Source organism: Paraburkholderia sp. SUR17 (genome assembly GCF_029536165.1).
Lineage (GTDB): Bacteria > Pseudomonadota > Gammaproteobacteria > Burkholderiales > Burkholderiaceae > Paraburkholderia > Paraburkholderia kururiensis.
This window is the reverse complement of sequence record NZ_CP120508.1, coordinates 552,810-574,528: the sequence shown is the minus strand read 5'-3', so window position 1 is coordinate 574,528 and position 21,719 is coordinate 552,810. Positions and strand designations below refer to the sequence as shown.

The following is a 21,719-nucleotide window of genomic DNA, read 5'->3' as shown; positions in this document are numbered from 1 at the left end:
TCAGGAGTCCACGATGGCCGGTTCAACCCCCGTTCGTTCCAGCATGCGTGGCGGCCGCCAGCGCCGCGCGATGTCCGACATCAACGTCGTGCCGTACATCGACGTGATGCTGGTGCTGCTCGTGATCTTCATGGTGACCGCGCCGCTCGTCGCGCCCTCCATCGTGAACCTGCCCACCGTCGGCGGCGCCACGCCGCAGCAGCAAACGCCGCCCGTGGTCGTCAACATCCGCGCGGACGGCAACATGAGCGTGCGCTACAAGGACGACAGCGGCGCCACGCAGCAGGAAAACATGGCCCGCGCCGATCTGAACAGCTTCATCGTGGATCGCGAACAGTCGCATCCCGATCAGCCGGTCGTGATCGCCGCCGACAAGACCGTCAAGTACGAAGCCGTCATGAATGTGATGTCCGACCTCAAGGCTCGCGGCGTCAAACGCGTCGGACTGCTCGTCAAATCGCAATGATCCGCAGGACTTCAAGCTATCCGCTCCGGCCCCCGCGCGAACGCGGCACGGGTCGAGCGTTCCTGCTCGCTTTGCTGATGCATGTGTTGCTGGGGTTCTTCCTGTACCACGGCATCCACTGGCAAAACAGCACGCCCGCCGGCGCCGAGGCGGAGCTTTGGACCGAGGTTCCGAATCTCTCGACGCCGCAACCCGCGCCGCCGCCTCCGGCTCCCGCCGCGCCGGCCCCGCCGGTGCGCGACGAAGAAGCCGACATCGCGTTGCAGGAAAAGAAACGCAAGCAGGAAGAGGCGGCGCGTGCGGCGCAGCTTGCTGAACAGCAGCGCCTGAAACTACAGCAACAGCAAGAGGCCGAAGCACGGCGCCAGCAGCAGCTCGCAGCTGAACAGGCGGCGCAACTGGCCGCGCAGAAGGCCGCAAAGCTCAAGCAGCAGCAGGAACAGCAGGCACAACAGGCCGCCGAGAAGCTCAAGCAACAGCAGCTCGCGGAACAGAAAAAGCAGCAGCAACTCGAGCAGCAGAAGATCGAACAGCAAAAGCAGGCGCAAGCTGAGGCGCAGAAACAGGCCGCCGCAGCAAAGGCGGCTCAGGCGAAGGCCCAGGCTGAAGCGCAGGCGAAGAAGCTCGATCAGGAACGACGCGCGCGCATTGCGCAAATGCAGGGCATGGCGGGCGGCGGTGACAGCGCAAGCGGCAACGGTCTCGCGAAAAGCGGCACCGGCAGCGGCGCAGGCGGGACTGCGGCGTCGCCCGGCTACGCCGAGAAGGTGCAGCGGCGTGTGCGTCCGAATGTCGTGTGGTCGGGTGAAACGCAGGGCCTCGAAACTGTGGTTGCGGTACGCTGCGCGCCGACGGGCACGCTGCTCTCTGCGACCATTACGCGCAGCAGCGGGAACGCGCAGTGGGACGATGCCGCGTTGCGGGCCGTCCAGCGCTCGGACCCGATGCCGCTCGATACGAACGGCAAGACGCCGCCAAGCTTTACGATTACCCTGCGACCGGCCGGCTGATGGCCCTGCGGCCCTGCGGCACGGCAACAAGCGGGAACGATTCTGGCTACAGCCGGTCTCTTTGCTGTTACAAAGTGTTGAGAATTGACTTTTCGGGAAGCGACACAGCATGAGTTTGATGACGAAGCCTGGCCTGCGGACCCTTTTCGCGTCGTGCCTCATTGCCGCCTGCGGCGCCGCTCACGCGCAGCTCAATGTCCTCGTGACGGGCGTCGGCTCCACGCAGTTTCCGATCGCCACGGCGAACTTCGCCAATGAGGCGAGCGCGCCGCAGCAGGTGAGCACGATCATTCGGCAAGATCTGCAACGCAGCGGCAAATTCAGCAACATCGACGCGGGCAGCGCGCCCGTCTCGGAAACCGATTCGGTCGATCTGGGCGCCTGGAAGGCAAAGGGCGCAGACGCTTTCGTGTCCGGCAGCGTGAACCGCCTGCCGAACGGCCAGTACGAAGTGCGCTTCCGGCTGTACGACACGGTCAAGCAGCAAAGCCTTGGCGGCCTCGTTCTCGTTAGCCCCGAAAGCGGCCTCAGAATGAGCGCCCACAAGGTGGCCGACTACATCTACGACAAACTGCTCGGCACGCGGGGCGTGTTCGCCACACGACTGTCGTACGTCATCAGGACAGGCGGCCGCTATCAGTTGCAGATTTCCGATTCCGACGGTCAGGACGCGCACATCGCGCTCTCCAGCCCGGAACCCATCATCTCGCCGGCATGGTCGCCGGACGGTACCAAGGTCGCATACGTCTCCTTCGAAAAGAAGAAGCCGATCGTTTATATCCATGACCTGCCCACGGGCCGCCGCGTCATCGTGTCCGACCAGAAGGGCAACAACAGCGCGCCCGCATGGTCGCCGGACGGCCGCACGCTCGCGGTCGCCCTTTCGCGCACCGGCAACACGCAGATCTTCGCCGTCAACGCCGACGGCACCGGCCTGCGCCGCCTCACGCAAAGCAGCGCGATCGACACCGAACCCACCTTCTCGCCTGACGGCAAGTGGATCTATTTCACGAGCGATCGCGGCGGCCAGCCGCAGATCTACCGCATGCCGGCTCAGGGTGAAAGCGCTGGCGCGGCACAGCGCGTAACCTTCACCGGCAACTACAACACCAGCCCTCGCGTCAGCCCCGACGGCAAACAGCTCGCGTACATCTCACGCGTGGGCGGCGCATTCAAGCTGTATGTTCAGGACCTCGATTCCGGTACGGCCACAGGCCTGACCGACACAGTGCACGACGAATCGCCGAGCTTTGCGGCGAACGGTCAGTACATTCTTTACGCCACACAGGTGAACGGCCGTGGCGTGCTGGCGGCAGTCTCGACCGACGGTCGTGTTCGCCAGGTGTTGTCCGTTCCGGGCGGCAGCGTACGCGAGCCGTCCTGGGGTCCTTTCATGCAATGACACTTAGGAGAGCAATAATGATGTCGAAAAAGTTCCGCTTGGGTTTGGCCGTACTGATGATTGGTGCACTGGCCGCCTGTAAGTCCACGCCCCCCGTCAATCCCAACGCGAACCAGGGTGCGGTGTCGGGCACGCAGCCGAACCCGAACGCGGTCGCACCGGTGACGGTGGATGAGCTGAACAATCCGAACAGCCCGCTCGCCAAGCGCAGCGTCTACTTCGACTTCGACAGCTATTCGGTGAAGGACGAGTACCAGCCGCTGCTGCAACAGCACGCGCAATACCTGAAGACGCACCCGCAGCGTCACGTTCTGATCCAGGGCAACACCGACGAACGCGGCACGAGCGAGTACAACCTCGCGCTCGGCCAGAAGCGTGCCGAAGCCGTGCGCCGCTCGCTGTCGCTGCTCGGCGTGCCCGATTCGCAGATGGAAGCTGTGAGCCTCGGCAAGGAGAAGCCGGTTGCGCTCGGTCACGACGAAGCATCGTGGTCGCAGAACCGTCGTGCCGACCTCGTGTACCAACAGTAACGAACGCATGGGATGAAGGGGCGTATGTCACACCGTATCTCCTGGCTGCGGTTCGCCGCAGCTGCCTCCGTCGCCGGCGCCGCCTTTGCGGCGGCACCGGCGCATGCTGGCCTCTTCGACGACAACGAAGCGCGTCAGGCCATTCTCGACCTGCGCACCAAGACCGATAACCTGACCAGCCAGCTGTCCGCGGCACAACGCACGATCCTCGACCAGTCCAACCGTCTCGACCAGCTCAACCAGCAGGTGGCGACGTTGCGTGGGCAGAACGAAGACCTGGCGAATCAGTTGTCCATCCTGCAGAAGCAGCAGAAGGACTACTACACGGACCTCGATGGACGGCTCAAGAAGTTCGAGCCGCAGCAGCAGACCGTCGATGGCGTGCAGGGAATCGTGCAGCCCGGCGAAACGGATGCGTTCAACGCCGCCTCGCAGCAGTTCCGCAACGGCGACTTCAAGAACGCGGCAGCATCGTTCCGCAGTTTCATCGCGAAGTACCCGCAAAGCCCCTATCAGCCAAGTGCGCAGTACTGGCTCGGCAATGCGCTCTATGCGCTCAAGGACTACAAGGGATCGACGTCCACATGGGACGGCGTCGTGAAGAACTACCCGCAGAGTCCGCGTGCGCCAGAAGCGTTGCTCGCCATCGCGAACAATCAGCTCGAGCAGGGCCAGAAAGCAGCGGCCCGCAAGACGCTCGAACAGATCCTCGCGCAATACGGCAGTTCCAGCGTCGCGCAGTCGGCACAAAGCAGGCTTTCGCAAATCAAATAACAAGGCAGCCCCGCTGCCACGCAAAGCAACGCGCACCGCATCACAACGCTACGCGCGCCTCTCGACGAAGAGCCCGGAACACGAGGTGTTCCGGGCTTTTTCGTATTCGCTTCTGCCGCACGTGTTTTCCGTACGACGACAGGCACCTCCGCGCAACGTTCCCGACGGCGCGGCGGATTGACAGGCCTGGGGGGCGCCGGTACAATCCCGCTTCTTTCGGGTCGTTAGCTCAGCTGGTAGAGCAGCGGACTTTTAATCCGTTGGTCACTGGTTCGAATCCAGTACGGCCTACCAAAGATTCAAGGGCTTAGCTTTACAGCTAAGCCCTTTTTCTTTGCTCCGCAGCGCGCACCTCGCCGGGCGAAATCCAGGTCGTTCATCAGCGTCCGCCACCGCCCTTTCGCCAAGATAACAACCGCCCAAACCCGCTGGCGAAATCGGACCCGACTTTGGCGAAATTCGCGGTATCGACCGCTCAACGACACCCCGTATAGTCCGCTGGAACGACTCCTCTCCACGACTCTGCGCATGAAACTCGTTGTCGCGGTTCGATATCTCCTGATTGCCGGCGCGCTGATCGCCACCTCCAATTGCCGGTCCAGCAATGCGGGCCTGTCACGGTTCGAACCGGTCAGCACCGACGTCGCGTATCCTGGCCTCCCGGCCGCGACCGCCACCGCGGCAACGCCGCTGAGCGCAAGCGATCGCATCGTGATTCGCGACGGACACTTCTACACCGCAGATCCTTCGCGCACGCGCGTGAGGTTCTTCGGCGTATCGCTCGCGCTTTCCGCGAATTTTCCTTCCGAGGCAGACGGCGAAGCCCTTGCGCAACGTTTATCCGCGCTGGGCGTCAACATCGTCCGCCTTCACGCCATCGACCAGCCGGCGGGGCACACCCCGGACGGTCCCGAGGGCGTACTGATCGATGCCGCTCATCCGCAGCTCGACGCCCGCGCCGTGCAAGATCTCTCCCGATTCATCGGGCAGCTGGGACACCATGGCATCTACGTCGACCTGAATCTTTTTGCGAACCACACGTTTGCGCCGCTGCACCCAGGCGACGCCATTCCACCGCAGAGCAAGCCGCTGCCTGTCTTCGATGCGGAGATGGCAGCATGGCAGGAGACGTATGCGCGAAATCTTCTGGCGGCGCTCCACCTGCGCGACAGCCCTAACCTGGCGCTTGTCGAAATCAACAACGAATCCACGCTCATCGACGCCTGGCAGGAAGACAACCTGGCGAAGCTCGTCACTGGCCGCTTTCGTGACGAACTGGGCGAACAATGGAACGCGTATTGCAAAGCGCGCGGCCTCGCCTGCGCGGCACTCCCGCTGCGCCGCCCAACGCACGACGACGATGCCGCTAAAACCGCGGCGCAATTCTTTCTCGACCTCGATCAGCGCTATACGGACCGCATGGTCGCCGCGGTCAAAGCCGTGCTCGGCAACGACGTTCCCGTCTCCGGCACGCAGATCATCCATTCCGGACGCTGGAACCACGGCGGCTTTGCGAACTTCGACGTGAATCGTGCCGCCAGCTTCACCGACGCGCATTTCTATATCGACCACTACGACTTTCCGCACCGCCCGTGGAATTGGCACGACTGGCGCATCTCGAACGGCTGGCTCGGCGACGTGCTGGACCCGATGTTCCTGAATGTCGCATTTGCGAGAGTCGCGGGGCGACCTTTCACCGTCAGCGAATTCAACCAGCCGTGGCCGAACGAGCAGACATCCGATCTTCTTCCGCTCGTAACGCAGTTCGCCGTCTCGCAAGACTGGGACGGATTGATTCTCTACGACTACGCCCACGATCGCGCGTGGGACCGCAGCACACCGTCCGACTTCAGCCTGCGCGGCAACCTCACGCAACTCATCCAATTCGCGCAATGCGCGTCCTATTTCCGCCGCGTGGCCCCGAATACGCCCATGGGCCGCACAGAGATCACGCTCTCGCGCGACGCGCGCATCACGGCGGCCGCAGACGGCATTGCGGGCAATCTCGCGCAGTGGCTCTCGACACGATTCGACGTCGATCCGTCACTCGCCATGGAACGCCAGATCGCCATAAGGGACGACACTCCGTTCGGAGTGCATGAGATCGCGTCGCTGAAATCTTCGTCATATTTCCGCTACGACGGCAAGGCCCGCATTTTCACCTTTGGCTCCGCTTATGCGGCAGGCGTCTCCGGATTTTTGCCGGTTGGGCACGCTGTCAACTCGTCGGTCCTGGACGTCACGCTCACGCCGGGTAACCGCGGTTTTGCCACCGCGTTTCTCACCAGTCTGGACGACAAAGCGCTTTCGGCGTCCACACAGCTTCTGTTGACCTTGCCTGGCGCAACGATGGGCACCATCGGCGGCGTGCCGCAGCGGTTGAAGCCGATCGCCATGACCGGTGCCTGGAAGACCATCCCGTCAACGGACAAGGCGGGACCTTCCGCGAGTCTTTACGACGTCTCAGGGCCAGTGCAGATGGAGCGCGTGGTCGCAACGATCGGCCTGAGAATGGCCGCGCACCGCGTCTCGATCACGGGGCGCGACATGCGGGGAGAACCGCTCTTCACCGTTCCGTATCGCCAGAACGGTTCGATGGTCACCTTCGACGTCAATCGCGACAACCAGCCATTCGCAGCGAGCTACCGGATAACAGTCGAGCGATGACCGTTCGACATGCCGTGCCCCCATGCCCACGCATGCCGTTGGTCGGATAAAGAAAAAGCCCTGGCGCCATCCGCCACGGTTTTCTGCACCGGGTCCGCTTCGGGAACAATGCGAACGCATTGCGCAAGTGAAGGTGGCGCTGTCGCCGCGCACCTGTGCGAACCCGCCCTCGGAACATTCGCCACGATATGAACACGACCACCAAGGCACTGCGCCGCGTCAGCGCGACCGGAGAACGGGTGCACACCGCGGACAAACTGCTGTTCTATGCCTGGCTGCTCGTGCCGGCCTATCAGTATTCGGACCTGCACGTGCGAAATTCGCGGGTCGGTTTTTGGGGGCTTGCGGCCGTCCTGCTCTTCAGCATCTTGCTGCGGGACCTGCTGAGGCGGCGGTTCGTGCTGCCTTCACGCGGGCTCGCCGTACCGTTTGCGCTGGTCTTTGCATGGAAGCTCTTCGAATTGTCCCGCGCACCCTCGGAGTTCGGTACCGCGCTGCTTTTCTTCTTCGACTTTCTCATCACCTACACGTGCTGCCTCGTCATCGCGCCGCGCATTTTCACGGTGCAGACATGGCTCATCGAATTCAGGCGGCTGAACGTATTCGTGCTTGCGCTCGCTATCGCCGCTCACCCGTTTATTCCCGATCGCACCGACATGGCCGGCTGGGACAAAGGCGCCAGCTGGGCATTCGCGCACCCGAATATCGCGGCGATGTATCCGCTCACCATCTACCTTCTGACCATCATCATCTTCGGGGTGCGAATCAAGCGGCGAGTCGAATGGTTCGACGTCTTTTGCATCCTGTTCAGTCTTGCCACGCTCGTGATGACCGGCTCGCGCACCACGCTGGCGATCATGGGCATCGCGACCTTTCTCTCGCTGTGCAACGTAATCGCCTTCCGCTATCTGAGCGACTTCGCAGGGCGCAATGTCCGTGCACTGAGAGTCGCATTGAAGTTCGCAGCGTTCGTCGTCATCGTCGCCGGAATGTATGCCGCATTTCTGTCGATAGGCGCCCAAAAAATCGACGCGGACTTCAGCGGCCGACTATCGTTTGCAGTCGAGGTGCTGCTGTCTGCGAAGGACCTGGTCCTCGGCGTGGGGCTTCTGCCGCCCGGAGGCAATCTGATTGCCGACAACGCCTCGCGCGGCGCGGGCATCGACGGGCTCTACACCAACCTGATCTATGGCGAAGGCTACGTGGGCCTCGCGATCTTCGTGATCGCGATGCTCGGCTTTCGTCGTGTGTCGGGTAAAGACGCGCGTTGCGGCGCCTTCTTCGGCGTCGCGCTCTGGAGCGGCCTTCTGTTCGGCGTGACGGAGTCGCATTTCTGGCTGCTGGCCAGCCCGTTGACGGCCCTCGTGGCCGTGCTGGCCGGCACGCTCGGCACACAGTTCGGCGGCTATAGCGTGGTGCGCCCTGCCCTTCCCGAACGCGGGGCATTGCATCATGCCCTCCGGTAACTTCACTGCATCGAGGTGCGGTTCGGGTCGTCAGGCAAGCCGCGCCACCGATGTCCAAAACGGAGAATATCTGGTCATCTCACGCCAGCTTCGCCCCACGGCGTTGGCGCGAGTCAATCATGCAGTCCTGCCGTCGAGAAACCGTGCTGAGGTCTGTTCCCCGCACCTCGCGGCAAACATCGCTTGAATCCGCTTGAATCTTTTTACCCAGAGCCATGAAAGTCACGATCGTTGGAACAGGATACGTTGGACTCGTCACCGGGGCGTGCCTCGCGGAACTCGGCAATCAAGTGCTCTGCCTCGATGTCGATGCCTCGAAAATCGACCTCTTGAACCGCGGCGCCGTGCCCATCTACGAGCCGGGTCTCGCCGACATCATCGCGCGCAACCGGGACGCAGGGCGTCTGCGCTTTTCGACCGACATCGCGCACGCCGTCGCGCACGGCGATATCCAGTTCATTGCCGTGGGCACGCCGCCGGACGAAGACGGCTCGGCCGATCTCCAGTACGTGCTGGCAGCCGCGCGCAACATCGGGCGGCACATGACGTCGTTCAAGGTCGTCATCGATAAATCGACCGTGCCGGTCGGCACCGCCGACAAGGTGCGCGACGCCATCGCGGAAGAACTCGCGCAGCGCGGCGAACACACGGAATTCGCCGTGATTTCCAATCCCGAATTCCTCAAGGAAGGCGCGGCGGTGGAAGACTTCATGCGGCCCGACCGCATCGTGATCGGCTACGAGTCGGACGTTCCCGGGCTGCGCGCGAAAAGCCTGGTGGACCAGTTGTACGCGCCGTTCAACCGCAATCACGAACGCACGCTGCACATGGACGTGCGCTCCGCCGAATTCACCAAGTACGCGGCGAACGCCATGCTCGCCACGCGCATCTCGTTCATCAACGAACTCGCCAATCTCGCGGACCGCGTGGGCGCCGACATCGAGCAGGTGCGGCGCGGCATCGGCTCCGACCCGCGTATCGGCTACAGCTTCCTCTACGCAGGCTGCGGCTACGGCGGTTCGTGCTTCCCCAAAGACGTGCAGGCGCTCGTGCGCACCGCAGCCGAGTACGACATGCAACTCGACGTGCTCACGTCGGTTGAGCGCGTGAACGAGCGGCAAAAGAGCATGCTGTTCGACAAGATCCGCCGGCACTACGACGACAAACTCGCGGGGCGACGCTTCGCGATCTGGGGTCTCGCCTTCAAGCCGAACACCGACGACATGCGCGCGGCGACCAGCCGCGTGCTGATTGCCGACCTGGTTCGATCGGGCGCGATGGTCAACGTCTACGATCCCGTCGCGCTGGAAGAAGCGCGGCGCGTGCTCGCGGACGATCTGGGACCGGACCTCTTCGAGCACGTCCATTTCTGCCGGGAGCGCGACACCGCGCTGCTCCATGCCGATGCGCTCGTAATCCTCACCGAGTGGAAGGAATTCCGCAGCCCGGATTTCGAGCAGATGCGAGCCTCGCTCGCACAGCCCGTGGTGTTCGACGGACGCAATCTCTACGAGCCGGCAGTGATGCGCGAAAACGGTTGGCGCTACTACACGATCGGGCGGGACAAGGCCAGCGCCGCTGTTTAAGCGGCTCAGAGGTGGTGCCGTTGGTGGTGCCGTTGGTGGTGCCATTGACGGCGCCGCCTTTCTTCATCGCAGCGCGGCACACCGCAGCGCCTGACCTACCTGCAACCCGCTGCGCCCACCACACTCATCGCCGCAAGCGACGTCGAGCAACCGGCCGCGGACACGCCGGCCGCCATCCCTGCCATCCCAGTTGCCATCCCAGGCATCCCCGCTCCAGGCACCACGCTCATCGCCTGACCCAATGCAGCAGCCGTCATCCCGCCAATCTTGAGCCCGCTCACGGCAGACATCACTGTGCCCGGCACGCCCGCCGCTCCCGCCACGGGTCCTATCCCCAACGGATCCCCGGCAACGCCCGCACGCATACCGGCGCGCGGTGCCGGCGCCAAGGCAGCCAGGGCCGCGGTTGACGTTGCGGAATAAGGATCGCTGGAGGCCGTGACACGGCGCAGATAAGCGTCCGGCGAACTCTGCTCGATCAACGCGATGTACGGATCGCTCGAACGGCGCAGACGACGCCGGTCGCGCTGCTGGCTTGTTTGCAGCAGCGACGACGTAAGCGGTGAGCGAAACACATCGCCGATCATCTGCGCCTCGGCGGCAGGCGCACCGAGCAGTACGGCAGCCGCCGAGGCGCAGACCATCGGCAAAAAGCCGCGCCGCCAAAGACCCGCCGACGAATTCATGATGACCTGTCCCAACAAAAGAGGGCCCGCCGCACCGAAGCGGCCGGCCCGTTGACAAGACCCGCATAAGCACCACGCCACGTGCAGGCCGTCCGGAACCCAACCTGCCGCGTCACGTTCATGCGACGAAGCACGCCCACACGTCGCCCATCGAAGCGCATGGACAACCCCGCGCCCTCAGGCTTGCGCCTGATAGCGATAGCCGTATCCGTACCCGTAGCCATAGCGCGTCGTTTGCACGCCGTTGAATACCTGGCCCGTCACGCGCACGCCAGACTGGCTGAGCCGCGTCATCGTCTCCGCGAGCTGGTGACGGTTCGTCGTTTCCGCGCGAGAGACGACGAAGGTGGCGTCGCACACCTGCGCGAGCGTAATCGCGTCGCTGACCGGCAGCACGGGCGGCGAATCGATGACGACGTAGTCGTAGCGCGCGGCGGCTTCCTTGAGCATGGCGGCAAACGCAGGACGTTCCAGCAGTTCGCCCGGGTTCGGCGGCAACGCGCTGCCGGCCGGCAGCATGTCGAGGCCGCGCAGGCCCGTCGCAATGATCGCCCCATCGAGTGTCGCGTCGCCCGAGAGCACATTGGCGAGCCCCGCATACGCGTGCCCCAGCGTGAAGTAACGGCGTGCGCCGGCGCGCCGCAGGTCCGCATCGACGATCAGTACGCGCAGCCCCTTGAGCGCCAGCACATACGCGAAGTTGAGCGCCACGAACGTTTTGCCCACGCCTTCGGTCGGGCCGGTGAAGAGGATCGAGCCACCCGCCTTGCCCACCATCGAAAAGCGGAGCGCCGCGCGCAGCGAACGCAGCGCCTCGACGCTCGGGTCCGATGGACTCTGGCTCGCCAGCAGCGCGGTCTCCTGACGTGGACCGTCCGACGCGCCACGACGCAGCTTCGCCACTTGCTGCTCGGTCGCACTAACCGGCACGACCGCGAAGATGGGCGCCTGGCCGACACGCTCGACGTCGAGCGGACTGCGCAATGCATCGTGCAGCGCGGCCATGGCCTGCGTGACGACGAACGCGAGGAACAGGCCACCCAGCACGCCGCCCGCGAGCACGAGCGGCACGCGCGGCCAGGCTGCGGAATCGGGCCGCACAGCGAAATCGATCACCGACACGTTGCCGGTCGTGCCGGCCTCCGCCACTTCGAGTTGCTGGGCGTTGGCCACAAGCGCGGTGTAGAGCTGCGTATCCACGGCGACGTTGCGCGCAAGGCGCAGATAGTCCTGCTGCGTGGAGGGCAGCGCCTGCACCTGCTTCTCCACGTCGTGCAGCGCGCTTTGCAGCGCCGAGTCCTGCGCCTCCAGTGTCTGCACTGCCGGATGGCCCGGGCGGAACTGCTCGCGCGTGGCCTGCAGGTTCAGGTCGATGAGCGTCTTCTGCTTGGTCAGGTCCACCGCGCGCGTGAGCAAGGCCTCGGTCTGCTGCTCGATGTCGATGGTCTTGGTGCGAATGCGGAAGGCGTTGAGCCGGTCTTCAGACTGCGCCAGTTCCTCTCGAAATGCGGGCAGCTTGCGATTCAGGAACTCGAGACTCAGCCGCGACTGCTCCGCGCGATGCTTGATGTTGAGCGCCACATAAGCGTGCGCAACTTCGTTGGCGAATGCCGCGGCAAGTGCAGGATCGCTGTTCTTCACCGAGAGCTGGATCATCGAAGAGCCCTTGGTGGTCTCTTGCACCGTCATGCGTTTGCGCATGGCGTCGATCGTGTCCTGCAACGACGCTTCCACGAGCTTGAACGACGTGCCGGGCCGCCCGCGCATCTCGCGAATCTCGATCACGCCGGGCGCGGGACCGAAGTCGGTCTGCACCGTGAACTTCACGCGCTCGTGCAGCCCGCCGTTTGCCACCGTCACGCCGTCCGGGTCTTCGAGTGTCCAGCGGTTGCCGGGCTGCACGCGCACGCGAAATTTCTCGCCGTAGAGCACGCGCGGCGTATCGAATGCGGCCACGGCAAGACGCTCGCCGCCCCACGCGAAACCCGTGAGTCCCAGCGGCGCCTCGGCAAGCCCGTTCGGCGGCGTCTTGTAGCGGCCATACAGGCGCCCCAGCAGCGGCACGCGGTTCGCCACGAAGATGGTGGTGCGCGCCTGGGTGGCGTCGACTGCGGGCTCCAGCACCGCGCGCGAAGAGAGGATGTCGAGTTCGCCGTCGATCGGCTTGTTAAGGCTCAGCGCACTCGCCACGTCGGAGAGCGCGCCGAGCGCGGAGCCCTGTTGCTCATCGACCTGAATCAGGGCGTCTGCCTTGTAGACCGGCGCGGCGACGATCAGATAGGCCAGCGCGATCGCAACGACGCCCGCAGCCACGCCGCAGAACAGACGCCGATGGCTCTGCACGTTGTGCCAGAGCGTCAACAGGCTGACGTCGTCGTCGGTTTGACCGGGGGCCGCGCCGTTCACCAGCATGTTGGGCAGTGTCGGTTCTGACTTCATGTCCATGGTCGGATCAAAGGGAAGGTTGCTGGGTGAGCGCGGGCAACCAACTCCTCGCACACAGTTCGATGAGGTTCAGCGCCGACTCGAAGCGCGCCAGGTCGCCGCCCACCGGGTCGTCGATCTCGCGGTCCATCCAGTGTCCGAGCGTCCACACGTTGAGCGCCGCGAGCGGAAACCGGCGAATGATTTCGAGCCGCTGGCCGCTTTCCATCGTGAGCACCAGGTCCGCCCAGTCGAGCATCGGCTTCACGAGCCGCATCGCGTTGGTGTCGCCGCGCCGGCCGTATCCGCGTGCGTCGAGCACCTCGCATGCGAGCGGATGCATCGGCACGCCGCTCAGCGCGGCGAGTCCGGCCGACTCGACCTCCGCTTCCATCACGTCGTCCAGCACGTGACGAAACACGCTTTCGGCCATCGGGCTTCGGCACACGTTCGCGTGGCAGACGACCAGCAGCTTCAACGGACGCCGCGTCATTTGAAGGCCTGGGCGCCGAGGTAGAGCGAACTCGCGAACGGCAACACCTGCGCGACGACGCGGTAAAAACGCGTCACGTGCGCGGCGTCGACAAACACCACGTCGCGCGGTTGCAGCTCGAAGCGGTCGCCCAGCACGAGCATGCCCGGCGAACTCGCGTCGAGATGGAACACGTCCACGGTGCGGTCTGCCCCTTGCCGGAACACGTAAACCTGCGAGGCGTTCGCCGACGTGCCGTTGAGACCGCCCGCGTCGGAAAGTGCTTCGGATAACGAAAATGGCCCGACCGGCATGATCTGCGAGACAGGCTTGTTGACCTCGCCCAGCACGAACACCTTCTTGAGCAGGCGCTCGGGCACGTTGATCACGTCGCCGTCCTGCAGCACCACGTTCTGCGAAACGTCGCCGCCGTAGAAGAACGCGTAGAGGTCAAGCGGATAGACCTTGCCGCCGCGATTGAGCGTGGCGCCGGAGAGATCGGCGCCCTCGCTGTAGCCGCCCGCGCCCGAGATGGCATCCGAAACGGTCTCGGGCGTATCCGTGAGCGAGATGGTGCCGGGCGCACGCACGGCGCCCGACACGTAAATTTTCTGGCTGCGATAGGACGCAATCGACACGTCGACCTGCGGCTTCGCAACCGACTTGTCGAGCCGCGTGAACAGATTGCGGCGGATCGCCTCGATGGTTTCGCCCGCCACCTTCACCTGACCGATGTACGGGTAGTAGATCGTGCCGTCGGCCTGCACGACACGGCCATTCGGATCGAGATTGCCGCCCGTCGTCGCGGCCGGCAAGGCGGTGCTCTGCGTTGCACCTACCGACACGATCGAGTTGTTCACCGACGAGAAGCCCGGATTGTTGAGTTCCGGATGATCCCAGACGATCACACGCAGCACGTCGCCGCTGCGCACGCGGTACACAGAAGACGCGACGCGCGGCAGCGCAGCGTCTTTGGGCGGCTGCGCTGCCGCCTGCGCAGCCAGTTGCGCGATGAGTCTGCCGTCGAGCGCATGCAGCCGGAACGTGATGCCGTTCTGCACGATCTCGGCGGGCTCCGCCTGCCCGTTGGCCTGCACCGTCGTGTCCTCGCGCGGCGCCACGCCCATGTAGGGCCCCGGCGCCAACGCACAGCCACCCAGTGCGGCCGCTGCCAACCACCCCCACGCCGCCTTCAACGCCACATGCGGACGGCCGCTGGAAATCCGGTTCGAAACACGACGCACCATGCTTTGCTCAATCAATTGGATGTCCTTCCATTCGCGGTCTGACGCGTGCGGACCTGCCGCCGCCGATCAATAGACTTCTGCGTTTGCGAGCGTTGCGCCCGCCGCGTCCTTCGCGGCCACCAGCGGCTCGCCATCGAGGCCCCAGTCGATGCCGAGCGCCGGGTCGTTCCACAGCAGCGTGCGTTCGTGCTCGGGGTACCAGAAGTCCGTGGTCTTGTAGAGAAACTCCGCGCGCTCGGAAAGCACCGCGAAGCCGTGGGCGAATCCGGGCGGAATCCACAGTTGCAGGCGGTTTTCGGCAGAAAGCCGCGCGCCTGTCCATTGTCCGAAGGTGGGCGACGTGCGACGCAAATCGACTGCCACGTCGAACACTTCGCCCGCTACGACGCGCACGAGCTTGCCCTGCGGACGCACCACCTGGTAGTGCAGACCACGCAGCACGTTGCGCGACGAAACCGAGTGGTTGTCCTGAACGAAGTGCAGTCCAGCTGCCACCTTGTCCTCGAATTCGCGCAGATTGAAGCTCTCGAAGAAGAGCCCGCGCGCGTCACCGAATGCAGCAGGCTCCAGCAGCTTCACCTCGGGAATGGCCGTTGGCCGCACGGTGATGGTCATGAGGCAACAGCGCCCAGCAGCGAACTGAGGTAATGGCCGTAAGCGGTCTTGCGCAACGGTTCGGCGAGGCGATTCAGTTGCTCCGCGTCGATCCAGCCCTGCCGGAACGCGATTTCCTCGGGGCTCGACACGAGCAGCGCCTGGCGCTGCTGCACCGTGGCGATGAACATGCCGGCCTCGATCAGCGATTGATGCGTGCCCGTGTCGAACCACGCAAAGCCGCGGCTCAACGTCTCGAGCCGCAGGTCGCCGCGCGCGAGGTAACAGCGGTTGACGTCGGTGATCTCCAGTTCGCCGCGCGCCGACGGTTCGATGCTTGCCGCGATATCGCATACGTCGCGGTCGTAGAAGTAAAGTCCCGTGACCGCGTAGTTCGAGCGCGGCTTGGCGGGCTTTTCCTCGATCGAGAGCACCCGACCTGCCGCATCGAATTCCACCACGCCATAACGCTGTGGGTCGTGAACGTGGTACCCGAACACCGTGGCGCCGGCATCGCGCCTGTCGGCGGCGCGCAGATGCGTGCCAAGATCGGCGCCATAGAAAATGTTGTCGCCGAGTATCAGGGCCGAGGGCCGGTTGTCGATGAAGTCGCGCCCAATCACGAACGCCTGCGCGAGCCCGTCCGGCGACGGCTGCACCGCGTAACGGATGCTCACGCCCCACTGATGCCCGTCGCCGAGCATCGCGGAAAAGCGCGGCGTGTCGGCGGGCGTGGAGATCAGCAGAATGTCGTTGATGCCCGCCATCATGAGCGTGGAGAGCGAGTAGTAGATCATCGGCTTGTCGTACACGGGCAGCATCTGTTTCGAGATGACCTGCGTAATCGGATAGAGCCGGGTGCCGGAGCCGCCCGCGAGGACGATGCCCTTACGTGTCGAGATATGCGTCGAGATACGTGTCGAGATCATGGCTTATGCCTGCACCAATGAATTGGAAAAGTACGCGCGCCGGTATTCGCCCGAAAGCACCGCCTCGACCCACGCTTCGTTGTCCACGTACCACTGCACCGTGCGCGCGAGTCCGCTCGCGAAGGTCTGCTGCGGCCGCCAGCCGAGTTCGCGTGCGAGCTTCGTCGCATCCACCGCGTAGCGGCGGTCGTGACCCTTGCGGTCGGTGACATAGGCGATCTGCTCGCGATAGCTGCCAGCCGCACGCGGTTTCGCCGCGTCCAGCAGCGCGCAGATGCGGTGCACGACATCGACGTTCGTCTGCTCGTTGCAGCCTCCTACGTTGTACGTCTGCCCCGGCGTGCCGCGCGCGAGCACGGTGCGGATCGCGTCGCAATGGTCGCCCACATAGAGCCAGTCGCGCACGTTGAGGCCATCGCCGTACACCGGCAACGGTTCGCCGCGCAAGGCACGCTGGATCATCAGCGGAATGAGCTTCTCGGGAAACTGGTACGGCCCGTAGTTGTTCGAACAATTCGTCGTGAGAGTCGGCATGCCGTAGGTGTGGTGCCAGGCGCGCACCAGATGGTCGGAGCCGGCCTTCGACGCCGCGTAGGGACTGTTCGGCGCATACGGCGTGGTTTCGCTGAACGCGGGATCGTGCGGGCCGAGCGAACCGTAGACCTCGTCGGTCGAGACGTGCAGGAACCGGAAGGCTTCACGCTGTGTGCCCGAAAGGCCATCCCAATACGCGCGCGCTGCTTCGAGCAGCGTCGCGGTGCCCACCACGTTCGTGGAAACGAAGTCGCCCGGCTGGTGGATGGAGCGGTCCACGTGGCTTTCGGCCGCGAAATGCAGCACCGCACGCGGACAATGCGTTTGCATCAGCGCGTCGAGCGCCGCGCGGTCGGTGATGTCGGCGTGCACGAAGACGTGGCGCGGATCGTCGCTCACTTGCCGCAGCGTTTCGTAATTGCCCGCATACGTCAGCTTGTCGACGTTGACGACAGGCTCGTCGTGACGCGCCAGCCAGTCGATGACGAAGTTGGCTCCGATAAAGCCGGCGCCACCGGTCACAAGGATCATGTCGTGCCCTCGGGGGTGTGGGATTGCCGCACTGGCGTGTTACCCAGTGTCTTTGCTGTCAGGCTGCACACGAATGTTCCGATCCGCGATGCCGCACTGCACGAAAAACATAGGCCAGAGGATCGCTATGTTAGGGTTCCCGATTGATCGGATTCGGCCATATGGTTGGCGGGTTCCGACATCATCCGGCAACGCGCCGCTCTTCACGCAGGCCCGCGAGCGGCCCTTCAATCAAGGCTTCGCGCGACACACGACTGCCGCAAGAGGTATCCACCCAGTTTGTCCGAATCGATGAAGACGGTGGCCGAATCTGCCATTTCTGTTCGCATACGCTTTGGCACGAGGCAACTCATTCACCGCAGCATCGCCACATGCATAACGACGGGGTTCGACGACATGGCAGTCAGACAGCTTTTCATTCTCGGCACGCGCGGCATTCCCGCGCGCCACGGCGGCTTCGAGACGTTCGCGGAACGCCTTGCGCTCTACCTGACACAACGCGGCTGGGAGGTCACGGTCTATTGCCAGAGCGATGCGGCTGAAGGCGCGATCAACAAAGACATCAGCGAAGACACGTGGCAAGGCGTGCGCCGCATCATCGTGCCGGTGACGCGTGCCGGTGCCGTCGGCACCATGGAGTTCGACTGGAAATCCATTCGCGACGTGGCGAGACGCGACCCCGGCCTCGTGCTCACGCTCGGCTACAACACGGCCGTGTTCTGCACGTACCTGAGATGGCGCGGCATCACGAACATCATCAACATGGACGGCCTCGAATGGCGGCGCGAAAAGTGGAAGCTGCACGAACGCCTGTGGCTGTGGCTCAACGAGCGCGTGGGATGCTGGGCCGGCAACCATCTGATCGCCGACCACCCCGCCATCGCCGAACATCTGGCCACGCGCGTGAAGCGCCGCAAGATCACGACCATCCCCTACGGTGCGGACCCCATCGAGAGCATGAGCGCGGTACCGCTGAGAGCGTTCGACCTCGAAGACGTTCGCTACGGGCTCGTCATCGCGCGGCCCGAACCGGAGAACTCGGTGCTGGAGATCGTCACGGCGTTTTCGCGCCGGCCGCGCGGCGCACGCCTCGTCGTGCTGGGCAAGTACGATGCGACACATCCGTATCAGCGTGCGGTACTCGACGCCGCCAGCGACGAAGTCATGTTTCCCGGCGCCATCTATGACCAGCACGTCGTGCGCGCGCTGCGCTACCACGCCAACTTCTATCTGCACGGTCATCGTGTGGGCGGCACCAACCCCTCGCTCGTGGAGGCGCTGGGCGCCGGCTGCGCGGTCATTGCGCACGACAACGTCTTCAATCGCTGGGTAGCCGGCCCGGACGCACGCTTCTTCGCGACGGAGGCCGATTGCGACATGCACATCTCCGCGTTGATCGGCGACCCGGCCACGGCGAGCGCCATGGGCCTTGCGAGTGCGCAGCGCTTTCGCAGCGCGTTTCGCTGGGATAGCGTGCTCGCGCAGTACGAGGCGCTACTGGACCGTCATGCTCGAACCGACCGGCAGCACGTCGCGGTCGTGCCGCGTGTCTCTCCGGTTACGGCTGCCGCTGCGGTTGCGGCACAACCGGCCGCAGCGCTCGACGCCCGCGTACGCGCGGAACGTTCGAAAGCGGATCGTGCTGTGGCGTTGAACGCCGAGCACGCGAGCACGCAAGTCGAGTGAGTGGGGATTCGCGGCGGGCGCTTTCCACACGTACCGCCGCGACCATCGCCGCAAGACACGCGGCAGTGCTCAAGCCGAACGAACCATGAACCGTATTACCGGCTCTTGAGCGCACTGCCATAGAACCTGCGGCGCGCTCTGCTCGCAATCCAGACAGCCGCCACCGCAAAAACAAACAGCGCCGCAAAGATCCCACTCGCCGCGACCAATGCCCAGAACTTGCCGGCACCGCGCCACAACCATGCCAGTTGGTGCGTGGCCCAAGCCGCAAGCACCGCCACGCTCGCGAGTGCGGCCAGCAAGTCGAAGCGGATGCGCCACGGCACGATGCTGCGCCCGACGAACCCGCTCACCGCGCAATACGAAGCGCCCGCTGCGAGTGCCGCGCACCCCGCGCCAATGCCACCGAAGCGCGGCGTCAGCACGAGACTCAGCACGCCGTTCAACAGCAATGCGAGCGCCGCAACCGTGCACATCACCGCCTTGCGCTCCTTGAATTCGAGCGGCTTGTGAAAGAACGGCCCGAGCGAAAAGCAGAACGACGAAGCGACCAGCAACGGCAGAAGCGTCGCCGCCGCGCCGAATTTGTCGCCGAGAAAAAGGCGCGTGGCCGGCACGGCCACAGCATCGACGAGCGCAACGAGAACCGCGCCCGAGCACAACAGCCACGTGAGCAGGTCTCCCAGTTGGCGCGCTGCCGCCTGCCCGTTCCTGGCGTTCCACGCGCCCATCAACTGCGGCCAGGCGGCGGCAAGAATCGGCGCCATCACGAGATTCACCGAGCCCACCACGAGCGTTGACGCCGCGCCGTACAGGCCCGCCATTTCCGGCCCGGCGAGTGCGCGAACGAGCAGCCGGTCGCAATACATGGCGAGGTTCATGAAGATGAACCACAGCGTCATCGCGCCGCCGTAGATGCGCAGCTTGTGAAAGACCATGCGCGTGCGGCGCGAAAGCAGCTTGTCACGCACGTCGCGGGCGAAGAGGCCCGCCCGCAACGCACCGAACGCGGCGCCCAGGCATTGCGCGGCGGCCACGGCGAGCAGCAGCGCACCGACGTCGTTCGGCGCCATCCCACAAACGAGTAGCGAAAACACGATCTTCAACGCACTCGCGCCCGCCTGCTGGATCGCGTAGGGCCACGCGCGCTGCTCCGACTGCAATGCGGTGCCGACGAGCGTGAAGAGCGTTTGCGCGGCGATCGCGATGACGCAGAGGGGCCACAGCGCGCCGTCCGGAACATCGAACCACTGCGCTACGCGCGCGAGCACGTACAGCGCGGCAAGCCCCAGGAAAATCGCGCCGGCGCCGCGCAGCACGGCCGCCTTCGCATAGCTGGCCGCGCGCCGGCTCGCGCCTGCGAGGTAGCGTCCCGTGGCCTGCTGCAGCCACTGTCCCGCCACGGAACTCGCGAGCACGATCACCGTGATTGCAACCGTGTAGCCCCCATAAAGCGTGGGTTCAAGACGGCGCGTCAGCAGGGAGAGCAGCACGATGTTGAGCCCCGCGTTGCTGCCTATTCCGAGCGCGTAGGGAACGTACGTCGACCACGTCTTGCGCAACCGCCCCGCGCCCCCCTGCCCGCCCACCCTCATGACGCAACCGCCGGCGAACGTTGCGAGAGTGCATCGACGAGTCGTTCCACCGAGGCCTGCAGCGTGAACTGTTGGGCAAGGCGCACCGAACGGTCGGCGTAGGCCGTGCGCCGCGCATCGTCGCCGAGCAGCGCAACGAGCGCGTCGGCGAGCGGTTGTGCCGACTTCGGCGGCACGACGATACCGTTCTGCCCGTCTATCACGAAGTCGCGTGTGCCGCCGTTGTCCGCGGTGACCACGGCGCATCCGCACGCCATGGCCTCCAGCGCCGGCAGCCCCCAGCCTTCGCTCCAGCTGGGGCACAGATAGATGGACGACGCGTTGTAGACGGTCTCGCGCAGCACCTGCCTCGCGGGATCCTGGACATACGCGATCCACGCGGGCAGGAAGTCCGGCCGTGGGGCTGTGCCGAAGAGCACCGCTTGCAGATCGGGAAACGACGCCTTCGCCAGTTCGAGTGCAGCCACGCCTTCTGCCGCACCCTTCCACGCGTGCGGCGAATACAGCATGCTCACCGTGCGGGCGCGCTGAGCAGGCGCAGACGTGAGGAAGAACTCCGCGTGGTCGACGGGATTGGGCACCTGCCAGGCGGTATCGCCGGACAGCTCGTGCACAAGGTCTTTCAGCCATCCTGAGATCACGATCTTCTTCATGCGCGATCGCAAAGTGCGGTTGACGCGTGCCTCAGGGCCGGCCCACGTTTCGTGATGCTGAATGAAATAGAACTTCTCTCCGCTACGTGCCGGCAGACGATCCACGTATTCGGCGGTACGCCATAGCGTCGCCACGATCACGTCCGCCTGCGGTACGTAACGCGGATACAGCGCGGGCACGACGCTAATCCTTACGCGGGGATGCATCTTCATCCACGGCACGCAGGCGCGGTGTCCCTGCCCGGCCACGGCCCGGCCCACGCCCATCAGCTTCGCGCAGTCAGCCGCGAGCGAACGCAGCCGTGCGGCCGGCGTGTGCCGGAAGCGCCACAGAAACAGCGTGCGCGGATGCAGAACCTCGACCTCGTGCCCGGCTTCGGCGAGCGCGTTGGCATATTGATAGACGATCTTGCCGCCGCCTGTGGGGCGTGGCATGAGGCGCGGCAGAACGAAGGTGATTTTCATGG

18 protein-coding genes and 1 tRNA gene are annotated in these 21,719 nt (G+C 64.6%); 10 read left to right on the top strand and 9 right to left on the bottom strand.

Annotated features, from left to right (window positions below):
- Positions 1-13 precede the first annotated feature (13 nt).
- The 9 genes from tolR to P2869_RS02555 all read left to right on the top strand — a co-directional run bounded on the left by tolR (position 14) and on the right by P2869_RS02555 (position 9,901).
- Positions 14-466 (top strand): protein TolR, encoded by a 453-nt coding sequence (gene tolR / locus P2869_RS02595; protein WP_277597385.1) that lies wholly within the window; start codon positions 14-16, stop codon positions 464-466.
- A complete protein-coding gene (gene tolA, locus P2869_RS02590) occupies positions 463-1,476 on the top strand; it encodes a cell envelope integrity protein TolA (RefSeq protein WP_126876820.1) in 1,014 nt (337 codons plus the stop codon). The genes tolR and tolA overlap by 4 nt, the downstream gene beginning before the upstream one ends.
- A gap of 109 nt (positions 1,477-1,585) precedes the next feature.
- Positions 1,586-2,878, top strand: a complete 1,293-nt coding sequence (tolB, locus tag P2869_RS02585; protein WP_199541622.1) for a Tol-Pal system beta propeller repeat protein TolB — start codon at positions 1,586-1,588, stop codon at positions 2,876-2,878.
- Positions 2,879-2,895: 17 nt separating this feature from the next.
- Positions 2,896-3,408, top strand: coding sequence for a peptidoglycan-associated lipoprotein Pal (gene pal, locus P2869_RS02580; protein ID WP_017772893.1), 513 nt, complete (start codon positions 2,896-2,898; stop codon positions 3,406-3,408).
- A 24-nt stretch (positions 3,409-3,432) separates the two neighbouring features.
- Positions 3,433-4,182, top strand: coding sequence for a tol-pal system protein YbgF (gene ybgF, locus P2869_RS02575; RefSeq protein ID WP_026121051.1), 750 nt, complete (start codon positions 3,433-3,435; stop codon positions 4,180-4,182).
- A 218-nt stretch (positions 4,183-4,400) separates the two neighbouring features.
- A tRNA-Lys gene (locus P2869_RS02570) sits at positions 4,401-4,476 on the top strand.
- Between the two features lie 234 nt (positions 4,477-4,710).
- On the top strand, positions 4,711-6,849 hold the full coding sequence (locus tag P2869_RS02565; RefSeq protein ID WP_277597384.1) for a hypothetical protein: 2,139 nt from the start codon (positions 4,711-4,713) through the stop codon (positions 6,847-6,849).
- Positions 6,850-7,037: 188 nt separating this feature from the next.
- Entirely contained in the window at positions 7,038-8,315 is a 1,278-nt protein-coding gene (locus P2869_RS02560; RefSeq protein WP_277597383.1) for a hypothetical protein, read from the top strand.
- Positions 8,316-8,530: 215 nt separating this feature from the next.
- Positions 8,531-9,901, top strand: a complete 1,371-nt coding sequence (locus P2869_RS02555) for a UDP-glucose/GDP-mannose dehydrogenase family protein (protein ID WP_277597382.1) — start codon at positions 8,531-8,533, stop codon at positions 9,899-9,901.
- A 95-nt stretch (positions 9,902-9,996) separates the two neighbouring features.
- Here P2869_RS02555 and P2869_RS02550 read toward each other — a convergent pair whose 3' ends face one another.
- From P2869_RS02550 to rfbB, 7 genes are all read right to left on the bottom strand, one after another.
- Positions 9,997-10,587, bottom strand: a complete 591-nt coding sequence (locus tag P2869_RS02550; RefSeq protein ID WP_277597381.1) for a hypothetical protein — start codon at positions 10,585-10,587, stop codon at positions 9,997-9,999.
- A 177-nt stretch (positions 10,588-10,764) separates the two neighbouring features.
- A complete protein-coding gene (locus tag P2869_RS02545; RefSeq protein ID WP_277597380.1) occupies positions 10,765-13,026 on the bottom strand; it encodes a polysaccharide biosynthesis tyrosine autokinase in 2,262 nt (753 codons plus the stop codon).
- Between the two features lie 13 nt (positions 13,027-13,039).
- Entirely contained in the window at positions 13,040-13,504 is a 465-nt protein-coding gene (locus P2869_RS02540; RefSeq protein WP_277597379.1) for a low molecular weight phosphotyrosine protein phosphatase, read from the bottom strand.
- Complete coding sequence (locus P2869_RS02535) at positions 13,501-14,730, bottom strand: polysaccharide biosynthesis/export family protein (RefSeq protein WP_277597378.1); 1,230 nt, start codon at positions 14,728-14,730, stop codon at positions 13,501-13,503. Before P2869_RS02535 ends, P2869_RS02540 begins: the two co-directional genes overlap by 4 nt.
- 66 nt (positions 14,731-14,796) lie before the next feature.
- Positions 14,797-15,345: a dTDP-4-dehydrorhamnose 3,5-epimerase gene (gene rfbC, locus P2869_RS02530; protein ID WP_017772884.1), complete on the bottom strand. Its 549-nt coding sequence runs from the start codon at positions 15,343-15,345 to the stop codon at positions 14,797-14,799.
- Positions 15,342-16,253: a glucose-1-phosphate thymidylyltransferase RfbA gene (gene rfbA / locus P2869_RS02525; protein ID WP_277597377.1), complete on the bottom strand. Its 912-nt coding sequence runs from the start codon at positions 16,251-16,253 to the stop codon at positions 15,342-15,344. The genes rfbC and rfbA overlap by 4 nt, the downstream gene beginning before the upstream one ends.
- Before the next feature lie 3 nt (positions 16,254-16,256).
- Positions 16,257-17,318, bottom strand: coding sequence for a dTDP-glucose 4,6-dehydratase (rfbB, locus tag P2869_RS02520; RefSeq protein ID WP_277597376.1), 1,062 nt, complete (start codon positions 17,316-17,318; stop codon positions 16,257-16,259).
- A 396-nt stretch (positions 17,319-17,714) separates the two neighbouring features.
- Between rfbB and P2869_RS02515 the strand changes: the two genes are divergently transcribed.
- Entirely contained in the window at positions 17,715-19,004 is a 1,290-nt protein-coding gene (locus tag P2869_RS02515) for a DUF1972 domain-containing protein (RefSeq protein WP_277597375.1), read from the top strand.
- 95 nt (positions 19,005-19,099) lie between these two features.
- Here the strand turns inward: P2869_RS02515 and P2869_RS02510 are convergent, their stop codons facing one another.
- Positions 19,100-20,599, bottom strand: a complete 1,500-nt coding sequence (locus tag P2869_RS02510) for a lipopolysaccharide biosynthesis protein (RefSeq protein WP_277597374.1) — start codon at positions 20,597-20,599, stop codon at positions 19,100-19,102.
- Entirely contained in the window at positions 20,596-21,717 is a 1,122-nt protein-coding gene (locus P2869_RS02505; RefSeq protein ID WP_277597373.1) for a glycosyltransferase family 4 protein, read from the bottom strand. Before P2869_RS02505 ends, P2869_RS02510 begins: the two co-directional genes overlap by 4 nt.
- Positions 21,718-21,719 lie beyond the last annotated feature (2 nt).

Excerpts from the sequence above, each read along its gene's own strand:
- tolA (WP_126876820.1), top strand. The coding sequence starts at position 463 with ATGATCCGCAGGACTTCAAGCTATCCGCTCCGGCCCCCGCGCGAACGC.
- P2869_RS02535 (WP_277597378.1), bottom strand. The coding sequence starts at position 14,730 with ATGGTGCGTCGTGTTTCGAACCGGATTTCCAGCGGCCGTCCGCATGTG.
- rfbB (WP_277597376.1), bottom strand. The coding sequence starts at position 17,318 with ATGATCCTTGTGACCGGTGGCGCCGGCTTTATCGGAGCCAACTTCGTC.
- P2869_RS02550 (WP_277597381.1), bottom strand. The coding sequence starts at position 10,587 with ATGAATTCGTCGGCGGGTCTTTGGCGGCGCGGCTTTTTGCCGATGGTC.
- rfbC (WP_017772884.1), bottom strand. The coding sequence starts at position 15,345 with ATGACCATCACCGTGCGGCCAACGGCCATTCCCGAGGTGAAGCTGCTG.
- P2869_RS02515 (WP_277597375.1), top strand. The coding sequence starts at position 17,715 with ATGGCAGTCAGACAGCTTTTCATTCTCGGCACGCGCGGCATTCCCGCG.
- tolB (WP_199541622.1), top strand. The coding sequence starts at position 1,586 with ATGAGTTTGATGACGAAGCCTGGCCTGCGGACCCTTTTCGCGTCGTGC.
- P2869_RS02560 (WP_277597383.1), top strand. The coding sequence starts at position 7,038 with ATGAACACGACCACCAAGGCACTGCGCCGCGTCAGCGCGACCGGAGAA.
- rfbA (WP_277597377.1), bottom strand. The coding sequence starts at position 16,253 with ATGATCTCGACACGTATCTCGACGCATATCTCGACACGTAAGGGCATC.
- P2869_RS02555 (WP_277597382.1), top strand. The coding sequence starts at position 8,531 with ATGAAAGTCACGATCGTTGGAACAGGATACGTTGGACTCGTCACCGGG.
- tolR (WP_277597385.1), top strand. The coding sequence starts at position 14 with ATGGCCGGTTCAACCCCCGTTCGTTCCAGCATGCGTGGCGGCCGCCAG.
- ybgF (WP_026121051.1), top strand. The coding sequence starts at position 3,433 with ATGTCACACCGTATCTCCTGGCTGCGGTTCGCCGCAGCTGCCTCCGTC.
- P2869_RS02545 (WP_277597380.1), bottom strand. The coding sequence starts at position 13,026 with ATGAAGTCAGAACCGACACTGCCCAACATGCTGGTGAACGGCGCGGCC.
- P2869_RS02565 (WP_277597384.1), top strand. The coding sequence starts at position 4,711 with ATGAAACTCGTTGTCGCGGTTCGATATCTCCTGATTGCCGGCGCGCTG.
- P2869_RS02540 (WP_277597379.1), bottom strand. The coding sequence starts at position 13,504 with ATGACGCGGCGTCCGTTGAAGCTGCTGGTCGTCTGCCACGCGAACGTG.
- pal (WP_017772893.1), top strand. The coding sequence starts at position 2,896 with ATGATGTCGAAAAAGTTCCGCTTGGGTTTGGCCGTACTGATGATTGGT.
- P2869_RS02510 (WP_277597374.1), bottom strand. The coding sequence starts at position 20,599 with ATGAGGGTGGGCGGGCAGGGGGGCGCGGGGCGGTTGCGCAAGACGTGG.
- P2869_RS02505 (WP_277597373.1), bottom strand. The coding sequence starts at position 21,717 with ATGAAAATCACCTTCGTTCTGCCGCGCCTCATGCCACGCCCCACAGGC.